The sequence below is a fragment of the Pseudomonas sp. W2Aug9 genome, assembly GCF_023127755.1.
In the GTDB taxonomy this organism is placed as follows: Bacteria; Pseudomonadota; Gammaproteobacteria; order Pseudomonadales; family Pseudomonadaceae; genus Aquipseudomonas; species Aquipseudomonas synxantha_A.
On the sequence record NZ_SPKL01000006.1, the window covers coordinates 150,986 to 165,422 of the forward strand.

At 59.4% G+C, this 14,437-nt stretch carries 14 protein-coding genes; 3 read left to right on the plus strand and 11 right to left on the minus strand.

All coding sequences use genetic code 11. The features are described from left to right. Positions 1-49: 49 nt before the first annotated feature. Positions 50-2,176, plus strand: a complete 2,127-nt coding sequence (locus E3O56_RS03765) for a TonB-dependent receptor (protein ID WP_248127888.1) — start codon at positions 50-52, stop codon at positions 2,174-2,176. Between the two features lie 126 nt (positions 2,177-2,302). Here E3O56_RS03765 and E3O56_RS03770 read toward each other — a convergent pair whose 3' ends face one another. Continuing rightward, complete coding sequence (locus tag E3O56_RS03770; protein WP_032876159.1) at positions 2,303-3,310, minus strand: ABC transporter substrate-binding protein; 1,008 nt, start codon at positions 3,308-3,310, stop codon at positions 2,303-2,305. A 131-nt stretch (positions 3,311-3,441) separates the two neighbouring features. Beyond that, positions 3,442-3,891, minus strand: a complete 450-nt coding sequence (locus E3O56_RS03775; protein WP_248127889.1) for a hypothetical protein — start codon at positions 3,889-3,891, stop codon at positions 3,442-3,444. 780 nt (positions 3,892-4,671) lie between these two features. Between E3O56_RS03775 and E3O56_RS03780 the strand changes: the two genes are divergently transcribed. Beyond that, the gene (locus E3O56_RS03780; protein WP_005787750.1) at positions 4,672-4,902 is read left to right on the plus strand and encodes a hypothetical protein; all 231 of its coding nucleotides are present in this window, start codon (positions 4,672-4,674) and stop codon (positions 4,900-4,902) included. A 71-nt stretch (positions 4,903-4,973) separates the two neighbouring features. Next, complete coding sequence (locus E3O56_RS03785) at positions 4,974-5,210, plus strand: DUF2789 domain-containing protein (protein WP_032876165.1); 237 nt, start codon at positions 4,974-4,976, stop codon at positions 5,208-5,210. 7 nt (positions 5,211-5,217) lie between these two features. Here the strand turns inward: E3O56_RS03785 and E3O56_RS03790 are convergent, their stop codons facing one another. The 9 genes from E3O56_RS03790 to iolD form a co-directional block, all read right to left on the minus strand. After that, entirely contained in the window at positions 5,218-5,421 is a 204-nt protein-coding gene (locus tag E3O56_RS03790) for a hypothetical protein (protein WP_005787746.1), read from the minus strand. A gap of 201 nt (positions 5,422-5,622) precedes the next feature. Then, positions 5,623-6,027, minus strand: coding sequence for a TraR/DksA C4-type zinc finger protein (locus E3O56_RS03795; RefSeq protein WP_003191666.1), 405 nt, complete (start codon positions 6,025-6,027; stop codon positions 5,623-5,625). Positions 6,028-6,388: 361 nt separating this feature from the next. Further along, on the minus strand, positions 6,389-7,411 hold the full coding sequence (locus E3O56_RS03800; RefSeq protein ID WP_003191668.1) for an ABC transporter permease: 1,023 nt from the start codon (positions 7,409-7,411) through the stop codon (positions 6,389-6,391). A gap of 26 nt (positions 7,412-7,437) precedes the next feature. Next, the gene (locus E3O56_RS03805; protein ID WP_248127890.1) at positions 7,438-8,991 is read right to left on the minus strand and encodes a sugar ABC transporter ATP-binding protein; all 1,554 of its coding nucleotides are present in this window, start codon (positions 8,989-8,991) and stop codon (positions 7,438-7,440) included. Positions 8,992-9,056: 65 nt separating this feature from the next. Beyond that, on the minus strand, positions 9,057-9,992 hold the full coding sequence (locus E3O56_RS03810; protein WP_032876172.1) for a sugar ABC transporter substrate-binding protein: 936 nt from the start codon (positions 9,990-9,992) through the stop codon (positions 9,057-9,059). 49 nt (positions 9,993-10,041) lie between these two features. Continuing rightward, on the minus strand, positions 10,042-10,218 hold the full coding sequence (locus E3O56_RS03815) for a hypothetical protein (RefSeq protein WP_005787736.1): 177 nt from the start codon (positions 10,216-10,218) through the stop codon (positions 10,042-10,044). A gap of 126 nt (positions 10,219-10,344) precedes the next feature. Further along, a complete protein-coding gene (locus E3O56_RS03820) occupies positions 10,345-11,373 on the minus strand; it encodes a Gfo/Idh/MocA family oxidoreductase (RefSeq protein ID WP_148853674.1) in 1,029 nt (342 codons plus the stop codon). Positions 11,374-11,467: 94 nt separating this feature from the next. Then, positions 11,468-12,478: a Gfo/Idh/MocA family oxidoreductase gene (locus tag E3O56_RS03825; protein ID WP_103734384.1), complete on the minus strand. Its 1,011-nt coding sequence runs from the start codon at positions 12,476-12,478 to the stop codon at positions 11,468-11,470. Between the two features lie 19 nt (positions 12,479-12,497). Further along, entirely contained in the window at positions 12,498-14,429 is a 1,932-nt protein-coding gene (iolD, locus tag E3O56_RS03830; protein WP_248127891.1) for a 3D-(3,5/4)-trihydroxycyclohexane-1,2-dione acylhydrolase (decyclizing), read from the minus strand. Positions 14,430-14,437: the final 8 nt, after the last annotated feature.

Here is a 14,437-nt window from a genome sequence, read left to right on the forward strand (position 1 = left end):
GGACCGGTGGCTGTGCGTTGTTTTCAAGCCAAGTTTTCAGGATTCAACCATGAAACATCTACCCCTGTTGGCGGGCCTGTTCGGCTGCCTGCCCGTTTGCGCCTGCGCCCTTGAGTTGGCGCCGACCACCATTGAAGGTGATCAAAACATTGAGCCCGGCCTGGCTCTGGATCAATCCAGCGGCATGGCCTCGCGCCTGGGCCTGAGCGTGCGGGAAACCCCGGCCTCGGTGGCCATTGCCAACCGCAACGATATCGAGCGCCGTGGCGCCAGGACCTTTCGCGAGGCGGCCAATACCCTGCCCGGCGTCAACGCCAGCGCGCCGCCCGGGTTTGGTGGTTTTGTCTCGTACCGCGGGTTTACCAGCAGCCAGATCACCCAGATGTTCAACGGCATCAATGTCGCCACAGGCCTGGCGCGGCCGGTGGATGCGTGGATCTACGACCGCGTGGAACTGGTCGGCGGCCCCTCCTCCCTGATCAACGGCGCCGGCTCCGTGGGCGGCTCGCTCAATTACGTGAGCAAGTTGGCCACCCGTGAAGAACAGGCCGCAGAAGGCCAACTGACCTACGGCAGCTACGACACCGCCGGTATGGCCTTCGGCCTTAATCACGCGCTGACCGAGCCCGGCGCCGATGTGCAGCATTACGCGCGACTGGATGTGAGCCGCAACACCAACCACAGCCACATCGACCGCGCTCAACGGGATGCCTGGAGCGTGGCGTTTTCCCTGCTCAGCGACCTCACGCCCAACCTTTCCCACACCCTGGCCCTGGAATATCAGGATGAGCATGAAGACAGCCCGTATTGGGGCACACCGGTGCTCAACCCCAAGGCCGGCGAACTGAAGATCGACAAGCACAACCGCTTCAACAATTACAACGTCGCCGACGGACGTTATGAGCAGCGTACAATCTGGGCCCGCTCGATCATCGACTATCGGATCAACGACAGCACCACGCTGAAAAATACCCTCTACCACCTCGACAGCCAGCGCGATTACCGCAACCTGGAGACCTACCAGTACAACGCCGACAACAGCGCCGTTAACCGCTCCACGGCCTATCAGGTGCGGCATCAGGGCGAACAGAACGGCAACCAGTTTGAACTGCGCCATGACACCGGCGTGTTCGGCCTCTCCACCACTTGGTCTGGCGGTTTTGAGTACAAGGTCAACAGCACCACCAACAGCCCCTTGAACGTATCGGGTCAAAGTACCGTCGACCCGAACAACTACAACCCGGGACACTTCTATGACATCCCCGGCACCCGGCCGGGCTTCATCAAGGACAAGACCAACCAGGTCACCACCAAGGCGCTGTTCGTGGAAAACCGCCTGGGGCTCACGGACAAGCTGTCACTGCTGACCGGCCTGCGTTATGACGCCATCGACCTGGACGTGACCAACCACCGCACAATCACCGCTACCAACCCTCGGCACTTCAAGCGCAGTTGGGAGCCAGTAACCGGCCGTGTGGGGTTTACCTATCAGTTTGTTCCGTCGGCCAACGTCTATGTGCAATACAGCACCGCCGTCGAACAGCCCAATACCACCACCCAGGTGTTCGACGTGTCCACCGGCAAGCAGTGGGAGATCGGCAGCAAGTTCGATTACCTGGACGGTCGCGGCTCGGCAACGGTCGCCGTCTACAAGATCGAACGCGAAGACTTTGCCGTCACCGACCCACAGGACCCCACCAACAGCATCCCGGTGGGCGCGCAGTCGTCCAAGGGTATCGAACTGGCCAGCTCACTGCGCATCACGCCAAGGCTGCTGGCCGAAGGCAACTTTGCCTGGGTGGATGCCGAGTACGATGAATTCAATGACAAAGTTGCCAGCGGCGCCGTGGTATCGCGCAAAGGCAATACGCCGACCAATGTGCCCAAGCGCGTGGGCAACCTGTGGTTGACCTACGACTTCTCAGAGGATTGGCAAGGGGGGGTGGATGCGCGCTATGTCGACCAGGTGTATGCCGATTATGCCAACACCCAGACAGTGCCGGCTTACACGCTGTTCGGTACGTTCCTGCGCTACAAGCTGGACGCCCGTACCTCGGTGACCGGGCGGGTGCGTAACTTGACCAATGAGGTGTATGCCGAGTTTGCGCATGTGTCGCCAGCTTACTATCTGGGGTCACCGCGGACCTTCGAAATAGCGGTACAAACGCGATTCTAAATCTGGAATGCAAAAAAATTGTGGGAGGGGGCTTGCTCCCGATAAGGGAGTGTCAGTCAATTTATCTGTGATTGACACTCCGCCATCGGGAGCAAGCCCCCTCCCACATTTTGTTCTGCATTCAGGCTATTTAAGGGCCGCCTCAACCTTCTGGGCTACATCCGGCGTCAACCACGCCTTCCACACCTCAGGGTGCTCCTTGAGGAACGCCTGGGCCACGTCCCGTGGCGCGGTGTGGTTTTCGCTCATCTTCGCCAGGGCCTTGTTAAGCGGCTCGATGGGGAACTCGACTTTTTCGAAGAACTGGGTGATCTGCGGATATTGCTGCTGGAACGGCGTCGATACGCCAATGCTCAATTTGGATGCCAGCGAGCGCGTAGGCTTGGGGTCAGTGTTGTCCGCGTCGGTCAGGGTCTTCCATGCATCGGCATCAAACGGCGGTTCTTCCAGCTGGATCAATTTATAGCGCCCCATCAACGGGGTGGGTGACCAGTAATAGAACAGCACCGGCTTGCCCCGGCGGATCGACGAGGCAATCTCGGCATCCAGCGCTGCGCCCGAGCCGCTGCGGAAGTTCACATAAGTGTCGTCCAGGCCATAGGCCTTGAGCTTCTGTTTGTTGACCACTTCGGACGTCCAGCCGATGGGGCTGTTGAGAAAGCGCCCCTTGCCCGGGGATTCCGGGTCTTTGAATACATCCTTGTAGCGCGCCAGGTCCTGTACGCTCTTCAGGTCCGGCGCCAGGGCCTTGAGGTTTCTGGACGGGTCGCCCTTGACCACGTATTCCGGCACCCACCAGCCTTCAGTGGCGCCTTTGACTGTGTCTCCAAGCCCTACCACTTTGCCTTCGGCTTCAGCCTTGACCCAAACAGGGCTGCGGCCCGCCCACTCTTCGCCGATCACCTGGATGTCGTTCTTGGCCAGGGCGGTTTCCAGGGTGATGGTGGTGCCAGGCAAGGTGTCGGTGGGCAAGTCATAACCCTTTTCGACGATAAAGCGCAGTACTTCGGTGATCAGGCTGCCGCTTTCCCAGTTGAGGTCGGCAAAATGCACCGGTGCTTGAGCAGCCGATACCGGCAGTGACAGACTCAGGGCCGTCAGTGACGCTGCCACCAGTGACTTCAATCCTCTCATGCCTTTGCACCTCGCGTTCTCGCAGTCATGGCAAACGGCTTTGCCGCTAATGCGCGAAGCCTCTGAATAGTTAAGTCAACTCAACTGTAGTAGAGGTTCCGAAAGACAAAGGTGCACAGAGTATTTATCGGTTATTCGCTGGCCTTGAACGTCACCAGTTCACCCTTGCGCCACTTGGCGGCCTTGCCCGTCACGGCCTTGAGAGTTTTGGTCAACCCTTCCTGCAATTGTTCATGGACGGCAAATACCAGCATCACGCTATGGCCTTCCTTGAACACAATGCCCTGGCCTTCGTTCGACGATACAAAGGCGTAGTCGCCGAGGCCGTAAACGGTCAACTTGATATCGCGAAACTTGAGTTCGAACTTTCCACCTTCGCGGCTGGGTAAAACAGCCGCACGGAAATGGTCGCCCACCTTGAGTTCCAGGCGTGGCTTGTCATCCACGACCAGTGCCGCTTCGGTATCGATCTCGGCGATGTAGATGCCTTCCGGCGTCTGTTCAGTGACGTAGACAAACCGGGATTGAAACTGTTTGACCAACTTTGCGCGCAAATCACCCAGCACGAATAACGCGTGCATATCCAGATTACTGACTGCCAAGGAAACGCCCCCACATCAAGAAAGCGCTGGCCGCCGAAGCGGGCAGCACAAAAAAACGGCCGTTACGGCACGATCACACATTCGTCAAAAACCTGAAGATAACCCGCAGGACTCGTACACCCAGCCGCGGTGGACCTAAAGCAAGGTCAGCCGGTGGCACAGCAAATCACAGGTTCAACGACCCGAGAATACGAGTCGACCAACTTCAGAGAATAACCCAGTCAAAAGTGCACTTTCCGACACCCGAAACAAAAAATACACGGGCATGGAACCAGTTGCGAACTACCGACGACAATACTAAAACAGCAAGCCGGGTCAAAACCACCCGAAACGCCAAACACAGGCTAACAAGATCGATCGACAGGAGCTGAGCATGCAACGACGTCAACACAATGCTACGTCCTTCCACACTCGTTCATCATGTCCAGACGAACGCCAATACTACTGCTTGCATAACCTTGATGGGTACTCCCATTCGGTTATTTACCAAGTGGTACCGGCCGGAAAGAACTTTTTCCACATTCTTGAAGTGCCCAGTGGCAGGATCAAGGGGTTTCGCAGCGACCACAATAAAGCCTGTGAATTGGCCAAAATGCTTGAAGCCAGGCTGCATGCCCTTTGCGGGGGACTCGTTTCGTCACCTGGGTGACTTTACTGCGCCTGCGCCCCTCAACAACTGCCATACTGGCCCGTCCATTGAAGTTTGCCCCGTGCGGGTCAGGTTTCATCAGTGCAGTTACCTTGAAGGGAAGGCTATACGTGACGGAATTTGATATTGGCGAATTTTTTATCCACGGCGATGCCAGGGAAGTAGACGGAGAGTTTCAAGCAGTCATTATCATGCGGGCCAAACCACCGCTGACCACTGTGACCGCGCACCAGGTAGAAAAAGACCGTTGGTTCAAGACTGTAGACGCCGCTGCCTTTGCAGCAAAAGAAGCCGCAAAAGCCCTGAAAACCGCCGTGGATTCGGGTGCTCTCAATTCCTGACACCTCGATAGAACTCTAACGCGCCTCAAGCCTCCCATACACAACGATCCTCACTTTGTATGGAGTACCCGATGGACGCGCCAATCCCCACGCTCGAAACCCTGTTTGAACAACTGGGCCTGGACTCAACCCCTGAGGCCATTGATGCCTTCATCGTCGCGCATCCGTTGCCGGAAGGCGTGAAGTTGATCGATGCGCCGTTCTGGACGCCCCAACAGGCGCAGTTTCTTAAGGAAGAACTGCGTGAAGACGCTGAGTGGGCCATCCCGGTGGATGAGTTGAATCAGCGCCTGCATCAATCTCACTAGCAAGGTCTCAATGCAGGCTGTCTGACTGTTCCATGCGCAACAGCGCTTGCCAGGCAGCCTGACACTCCTGCGCCTCATCGCGACTGGCAAAAGCGGTGCCGCGCTGTTCACCATTGAGCAACACTACCCAGCAGGCTTTCTGACCCAAGGCACGCAGGGTCTCAGGTACACCGCTGCCGATCATCACGGCCACATCGACTTTGTTTTGCATGGAAGTTCTCCGTAGCATTAGTTAGCTGCCTAACAATGTTGGCCATGCTACGGTTTTATTCCAGTTGGAAAAAGCTATCCTGGGAATAGCTTCATTGCATAAACAGCAACAATCCATCGCGCCAGACGCGGGCCGGATGATCTCGGGAGGTTGTTGCAGACGGGGCAGCCAGCTCACTGGCAGGCCCCCCCATTCAGCACATCAGGCTTGACGCTGATGCTTGTCGATCTGCTCGTGGCGCTCTTGGGCTTCAATGCAGTACTTGGTGGTCGGGCTGATCAGCAGGCGCTTGAGGCCGATCGGCTCGCCGCTGTCATCACACCAGCCAAAAGAATCTTCCTTGATGCGCTCCAGGGCGCGCTCAAGTTGCGGCAGCATACGCTGGTCGCGGTCAATGGCATTTACCAGCCAGGTGCGTTCTTCTTCGACGGAAGCCGCGTCAGCCGGGTCCGCCGGGGTGTCCAGGCTTTCAATGGCGATGCGGTTCTGTTCAATGCGCTCGTGGTGTTCCACCTTCATGTCTTGCAGCAACTTCTCGAAAAAAGCGTGCTGTTCGGCATTCATGTAGTCATCCGCCGGCATGGCCAGCAACTTTTCCTTTGTCATTGATTTCTCTATAAAAAATACGTGCATTAAGGCGAATAAGGGAGCGTTCCGCAAGGCCTGTGCAGGTCTCGGAAGGGCGCCGTCCATTTCAAGCGCCACCCGGCACTCAATTTACGAGGGGCGGCAGTCTAAGGCCGACTTGAGAGCGCAGCAACTGAAAAGACAGGCATTTTTTCCCAATTAACCCCCAAAGGCACCAGGACGGGCTTGGCGAACGGTCATCGGAGTGCGTTTATAGCAAGAAATTCAAGTTTGTGGAGCTATATAGAAGACAAACGGTTGAAAGTGGCTGATCCCGGACTAAATGTGGGAGGGGGCATGCTCCCTCCCACATTTGATCTGAGTCGGCCCTTGGATTCACTCAGCGCTTGAGCTTGCGCTTGTTGCGGTACTGGTCGATCACCACTGCCACCACGATGATCAGGCCCTTGATGATGTCCTGGATATACGCATCCACCCCCACGAAGGTAAACCCGCTGGCCATCACGCCGAGGATCAGCGCGCCGATCACGGTGCCGGTGATGCGCCCCACCCCGCCCGCCAGGCTGGTGCCGCCGATCACCGCAGCGGCAATCGCATCCAGCTCGTAGGACATGCCCATGCCCGCCTGCCCTGTCGCGGCACGTGCCGAGGCCACCACGCCGGCCAGGCCCGCCAGCAGCCCGGCGATGCTATAGACGATGATCAAGTGGCGCTTGACGTTGATGCCCGAGGTGCGCGCCGCCTGCATATTGCCGCCGATGGCGTAGGTGTACTTGCCGTACTTGGTATAACGCAGAGCAATATGGAAGATCACCGCCACCACCAGGAAGATGATCACCGGCATGGCACCATGGCCGATGGCCGTGTAGGAATCCGAGAGCATGCTCACCGGCTGGCCTTCGGTGTAGTAACGCGCCAGGCCACGGGCCGAGACCATCATGCCCAGGGTCGCGATAAACGGCGGGATGCCGGTCACCGCGATAATGCTGCCATTGATCGCCCCTGCCAGCAGCCCCACGCCCAGGCCCATCGCCACCGGGATCCACACCGGCAAGTCGGTCAGGGACGGAAACACCGCCCGGGAAAAATCCGAGGTCTGCGCCAGGCTGGCAGCGATCATCGCCGACAACGCCAGCACCGAGCCTGACGACAAGTCGATCCCCGTGGTGATGATCACCTGGGTCACGCCGATGGCCAGCAGGCCGATGATCGAGACTTGCAGAATCATCAGCACCAGGCGCTGGGAGTTCATCAAGAAGCTCTGGTCGCGCACGATCCAGCCGAACAGTTCAAACACCAGGCCGATACCGATCAGCACCAAAAAGATGCTCAGCTCGGTGGGCATGCGTCGACGATTCTTCACCGGTGCCGTCGCCGGCTTGTTGTCTGTTATTGCGTTCATAGCCCATCACCTTCTTATTCTGTAGATCAGTGGACCGCAGACATGCCGGAGGCCAACTGCATGACTTTTTCCTGGGTGGCCTCGGCACGATCCAGGGTGCCCATCAGTTCGCCTTCGTGCATCACCATCACCCGGTCGCTCATGCCAAGCACTTCGGGCAGTTCCGAGGAAATCATGATCACCGCCATGCCTTCGCTGGCAAGAAAGGCGATCAAGCGATAGATCTCGGCCTTGGCGCCCACATCGATACCGCGGGTCGGTTCATCCAGGATCAGCAGCCTTGGGTTGGTCATCAGCCAGCGTGCCAGCAGTGCCTTTTGCTGGTTACCGCCCGACAAGGTGTCGATGCATTGCTCCAGGGACGGAGTTTTTACTCGCAGCTTCTTGCACATCTCTTCGCACAGGCCGCGCAGGGCCTTCTGCTGGATAAAGCCGCTGCCCGAATAGTGCGGCAACACCGCCATCTCCATGTTTTCCAGCACCGACAGGCACGGGAACAGGCCGCTGAGCTTGCGATCTTCGGTCAATAGCGCAAAGCCTTTCTCGATGGCCATGTGCGGGTCGGTAATGCGCACCGCCTTGCCGTCCAGGGTGATTTGCCCACCGGTGCTTGGGGTAATGCCAAAAATGGTTTCCGCCACATTGGTACGCCCAGAGCCCATCAGGCCGGCGATACCGAGAATCTCCCCGGCGTGCAGGTCGAACGAGACGTCCTTGAACACGCCGTCCAGGCTCAGGTCGCGTACCGACAGCAGCAACTCACCTATCGGCGTCTCGCGCACCGGGAACAACTGGCTCAACTCTCGCCCCACCATCATCGAGATCAGGCTGTCGCTGTTCATGCTGTCGGCACGTTGCAGGCCTATGTACTGGCCGTCGCGGAACACCGCCACCTCATCGGCGATGGCGAACACTTCGTTCATTTTGTGCGTGATGTACACGATGCCTTTGCCCTGTGCCTTGAGGTCGGCAATGATCGAAAACAGGTGGGCCACTTCCTTGTCGGTAATGGCCGAGGTGGGTTCATCCATGATCAGGATGTCGGAGTCGTACGAGACCGCCTTGGCAATCTCGACCATCTGCCGTTCGGCGATGCTCAGGTTGCCCACCTGCTCTTCAGGGTCGAGGTTGATGCGCAGGCGCGCCAGCAACTCGGCGGTGCAGCGATGCATTTCGCGGTGGTTGACCATGTGCAGGCTGTTGAGCTGCTCGCGGCCGATCCAGATGTTCTCGGCGATGCTCATATGGGGCATCAGGTTGAGCTCCTGATGGATCATGGCGATCCCGGCCTTTTGCGCCGCCAGCGGCGTTTCGAAGGTAATAGGCTTGCCAAGCAGGCGGATTTCCCCGGCGTCGGGCTGGTAGATGCCGGCGATGATCTTCATCAGCGTCGATTTACCCGCGCCGTTCTCGCCCATCAATGCCAGCACCGTGCCGGGGCGCACACGCAGTTGCACATCGTCCAGGGCGACAACACCGGGAAAGCCTTTGCTGATGTTGAGAATTTCCAGCAGGTAGGGTTCGTCCAGCGGCAACGGCTGGATGCCCGGGGGCTGCGAGGCAGCGGCTTGAGCAAGCATAGGGAGGCACTCCATCTGCAGGGCGGCCGTGACCGCCCTGCCGGCTTATTGTTGTTGTGTCAGGGCTACTTGAAGTCTTTGACGTTGTCCGGGGTGATCAACTGGAACGGGATCACCACGTTCTGCTCCACCGGCTCTTTTTTGGCCATCTTGCGCGCCGCTTCCACGGAACCCACCGCTTGGCCCTTGGCGTCCTGGAACGCCGAGGCGGCCATGTCACCCTTGGTGATCGCGTTCAAGCCATCCGGCGTACCGTCAACACCGGCAATCAGCACGCTGCCTTTTTCCTTGCCGGCCGATCGCAGGGCCATGGACGCCCCGATCGCCATCTCATCGTTGTTGGCCAGCACCGCATTGAAATCACGCCCCTGGGTCAACCAGTCGTTGACCAGGGTCATGCCCCGGTCACGCAGCCAGGCGCCGGTCTGCTCCTGCTCGATCTTGATGTCCGGGTACTTGGCCAGCACTTCCTTGACACCCTTGGTGCGGTTGGTGGTGGAGTTGTTCGCCAGGTCACCCAGCAGGATCACGATCTTGCCCTTGCCGCCGAGTTTTTCGGCGATGTATTGCATTTGCAGGCGCCCGGCCTCGACGTCATCGGAGGTCACTGCCACCACGTCCTTGGGCAAGTCTTTCTGGTCCGGGCGGCGGTTGACGAACACCAGCGGAATGCCCGCCTTGGTCGCAGCCGCAATGATGTTCTTGGTCGAAGCGGTATCGACCGGGTTGACGATAATGGCGTCGACTTTCTGGCTGATAAAGTTCTCGACCTGGCTCAATTGCTTGACCACATCGGCCCGCGCGTCTTCAAACTGCAATTGCACGCCATCGCCCTTGGGGTAGGACTTGGCTTGCTTGTCCATGTCTTCGCGCAGGTAGGTGAGGAAGGTGTCATCGAACGCAGACATCGTGACGCCCACCTTCAGATCGGCGGCGCCGGCAACGCCACTGGCCAGCAGCATGGACAGGGCCAGCGCGGTAAAACGGATCGGGGTCTTCATGAACGGTCTGTCTCCACTTTCTTGTTGGTTTTTTTCGACGTTGCGTTTATCAGGACTCGGCTGTCAGTCGCACCACTGGCGCCCCTGGAATGCAGCACACCAGCGCGCCCTGGTTTTCGACGCACAGCACGTTAAGGAAGGAGAAGTAGAACGGCCGGGCGCGGGGCAGTCCGCGTGGCGCTTGGGCGGGGCGTAAAACTCGAAGTACAGCGTTGAAGATTTTCATCTGACGGTACCTGGTTGTTTTTGATCTTGTTTTTGTTGAGTCGCCCGCTGGGTCCGGGACGTACTTTATGCAACCTGGAAACGACTGTATTAGAAAATAATTTCCATATCAACCTGTTTTAGAATTTTATTCTATTTTTGTCGAAACCACTTGCTGGCGCTCGGCGCTCAGGCGTGCGGCGTCCAATATACGGGTGGTTTCCAGCGCGTCATAGGCGCTCACCGGCAGCGGTCCCTGCCCTTGCACCGCCAACTGCAACTGGCGATAGAACTGTGTCCAGCAGCCCTTTTCCGACGGCACCCGCTCACGCTCCGAGCCTTGTTCGAACCAGCCCCAGCGTCGATGCTCCTCCGCGCCCCAGTGCTCGCCTTCGGTCTTCGGCGATTTACCGGCGATCAGCGCTTCTTCCTGGCCATCCAACCCTTCGACGGTGTAGCAACCCAAGGTGCCACTGACACGAAAGCGCGGCGCCTGGCTGTTCTGCAAGGCGTTGCCCCACAGGTGTGAAATCACGCCGTTGGCGTGGCTCAGGGAAACAAAAAAGCCGTGATCCACGCTGGGGTGTTCAGGGGTGTAGTGCAGTTGGGCGAACACTCGGTCCACCGGGCCGAACAGTTGCAGCGCCTGATCGACCAAGTGGCTGCCCAGGTCACGCAGCCACCCGCCGCCGCTGGCATTGCCCACGGCTTGTGGGCTGTAGCGTTCTACACGAGATTCAAAGCGGGTGATGGTGCCCAGGGCACCGGCATCGATGAGTTTGCGCAGAGTCAGGTAATCCGAATCCCAGCGCCGATTCTGGTAGACGCTGAGCAGCGAGCCCTGGCGCTCGGCGGCAGTGATCAGGGCTTGGGCTTGTTCGGCGTTGGCCGCAAAGGGTTTGTCGCTGACCACCGCCACGCCGTGTTCGATGGCTTCCAGTACCAACGCTGGGCGACCTTTGAGGGTGGTGGAAATCACCAGGGCGTCGACGCCGGCTTCGACGATCTGGCCGATGGAGTCGAAGGCCTTCACGCCTGGTAGATCGGTACTTAATTGCTGGCGACGCTCCGGCGAGCGTGTGACAACGCCCACAAACGTCGCACCAGGCAACGTCGCAATCAGCGGCGCATGAAAGAAGCGCCCTCCGTGGCCATAGCCGACTAGTCCAATTCGCATGATTCACTCCTGCTTTGAAGTGCAAACACTGTTCAAATGTGGGAGGGGGCTTGCCCCCTCCCACATTGACCAGGTTCCACCTGTGAGATTGGGATCAGCCGTAGAAGTGTGGGCGATCCGGCAAGCTCACCGGCACAATCTGCCCACTGCCCTGGGCTTCAATACACGCATCCGCCGCCACTGCCGCCGCATACCCATCCCACGCCGACGGCCCGCCGACCTGCCCAGCCCGCACGCTGTCGATAAACGCCTGCAACTCCACGTCATAGGCACCGATAAAGCGATCTTTCCAATCCATCAGGATCGCATTGGACAGCTTCGCACCGCTGCGCAGTTGCACCTGGGACGGCTCCGGCAACTTGGCGATGCCGGTCTCCCCCACCACTTCGCACTGGATGTCGTAGCCGTATTGGCAGTTCACAAATACCTCCACGTCGATACGCGTGCCCTTGGCGGTTTCCAGCAGCACGATCTGCGGGTCGCGCAGGTGGGCCAGGGCCTTGCTGGTCTTGCGCGGGAAGACCACCTGCACGGACACATAGTCGTCATTGAGCAACCAACGCAGCACGTCCAGTTCGTGGATCAGGGTGTCGGTGATCGCCATGTCGGTGTTGTAATTCTCGCCCACCGTCGGGTTACGGTGCGCGCAATGCAGCATCAACGGCTCGCCGATCTGGCCGCTGTCGATCACGGTTTTCAAGGCCCGATAGCCTTCGTCATACGGACGCATGAAGCCCACCTGCACCAGGCGCTTACCGCAGGCCACTTCGGCCTCGACGATCTTGCGGCAGCCTTGCGCGGTGACCGCCAGGGGTTTTTCACAGAACACCGGTTTGCCGGCGGCGATGGCGGCCAGCACGAACTCTTCGTGGCTCGGCCCCCACGACGTCACAAGGATGGCTTCGACCTCTGGCGAGTTGATCAGCGCATGGCCGTCCGGGTACACCTCGGCGTCAAGCTTCAAGTCCGCCACCACCTGCGCGGCCTGCGCAAGGTTGATATCAGTGACCGCCACCACCTGGCTGTTGAGCAAGGTCTGGCTGCAACGACGGATATGGTCCCGGCCAATGGCGCCCGTACCAATCACTCCAAGCTTCAAAGACATGTAAACACTCCTCTTGTTATTAGTACTGCCGGGCCTTGGCCAGGTGTTCATTGAGTTTTTTTGCCGCTGCATTCGTGCGTTCACTGGTGGACACCTGCGCCACACCTACCCGCCACCACGACAGGTAGCCGTGGACCATGGTCTTGGGCAGCACTTTGATATCGATCAGCGTCGAGACGGTTTGCGTGCGCGCATCGGCCAGGGCCGCTTCCAGCTGCTCTAGCGTGCTGACCTTGTAGGTCTTGCAACCATAGGCCGCCGCACTCATGGCGAAATCCACCGGCACCAGGCCGCCGTCGAGCTTGCCGCTCTCGGGGTTGCGGAAGCGAAACTCGGTGCCGAAGCTGTCCATGCCATTGCCGATTTGCAGGTTGTTGATGCAACCGAAGGCCATGTTGTCGAGCAGCACCACGTTGATCTTGCGCCGTTCCTGGATCGAAGTGGCCAGCTCCGAGTGCAGCATCATGTAGGAGCCGTCACCGACCAGGGCGTAGACCTCTTTGGTCGGCTCGGCGAGCTTCACGCCCAGGGCGGCATTGATCTCGTAGCCCATGCACGAATAGCCGTATTCGACGTGATAGGTATTGACACCCTTGCTGCGCCAGGCGCGCTGCAAGTCCCCGGGCAGGCTGCCGGCGGCGGCGACGATGATCGCATCGTCGGCCAGCGCCTGGTTGAGCACGCCCATTACGCGGCTTTGGGTCAGGCAGGAGCCGGTCAGCTCGATAAACTCGCGCAGTACGCCGCGGTCCAGAAGGTCGTCAACTTCCGGCACGAAATCATCGTCTGAGTATTGCACCTGGTACACGCGATCCACTTCGGCATCCCGTTGCGCCTTGGCGTCAGCGATCTGCTCGCCCCAGCCGGAACGGTAATCGCCGAGGGCATCGGCCAGCGCTTCAAGCGCGACTCTGGCGTCCGCCACCACTTGCACACCGTCCAGCTTCAACGCGTCGCAGGCGCTGACATTGAGGTTGAGAAAAGTCACCTCGGGGTGCTTGAACAGCGATTTCGACGAGGTCGTGAAGTCGGTATACCGCGTGCCGATGCCGATGATCAGGTCCGCCTCGGGGGCCAGCAGGTTCGCCGCCAGGCAGCCGGTTTCGCCGATGCCGCCGACGTTCAGTGCATGGCTGGAGACCACCGCGCTTTTACCGGCCTGTGTTTCGGCAAAGGGAATCTCAAAGCGCTCGGCAAAGGCTTGCAGCGCCGCATTGGCGCCGGAGTACTTCACCCCGCCGCCACAAATGATCAGCGGTTTGCGCTTGCCGCGAAACGCCGCCAGCGCATCGCCGATCATCGCGGCGGTGGCCGGGCGCCGGTCGATACGGTGCACGCGCTTTTGCAGGAAGTAGTCGGGATAGTCCCAGGCCTCGGCCTGCACATCCTGGGGCAAGGCCAATGTCACCGCGCCGGTTTCGGCAGGGTCGGTGAGCACGCGCATGGCGTGGATCGCCGCCGTCATCAACTGTTCGGGGCGGTTGATGCGGTCCCAGTATTTGCTCACGGCGCGGAACGCGTCGTTGGTGCTGATGCTCAGGTCGTGGAACTGCTCGATCTGCTGCAGCACCGGGTCGGGCTGGCGGCTGGCGTAGACATCGCCGGGCAACAGCAGCAGCGGTATGCGGTTGGCCGTGGCGGTGGCTGCGGCAGTGAGCATATTCGCAGCGCCAGGCCCCACCGAGGCCGTGCACGCATAGATCTTGCGGCGCAGGTGCTGCTTGGCAAACCCGATGGCGGCATGGGCCATGCCTTGTTCGTTGCGGCCCTGGTGCACCACCAGGTCGCCGCTGTCCTGCTCAAGCGCCTGGCCAAGGCCCAACACATTGCCATGCCCGAAAATAGTGAATACCCCGGCAACGAACTTGCTCTGTACGCCGTCGACTTCGATGTATTGGTTATCCAGAAACTTCACCAGGGCCTGGGCCATGGTCAATCGTGTGGTGCTCATGTCGCGCC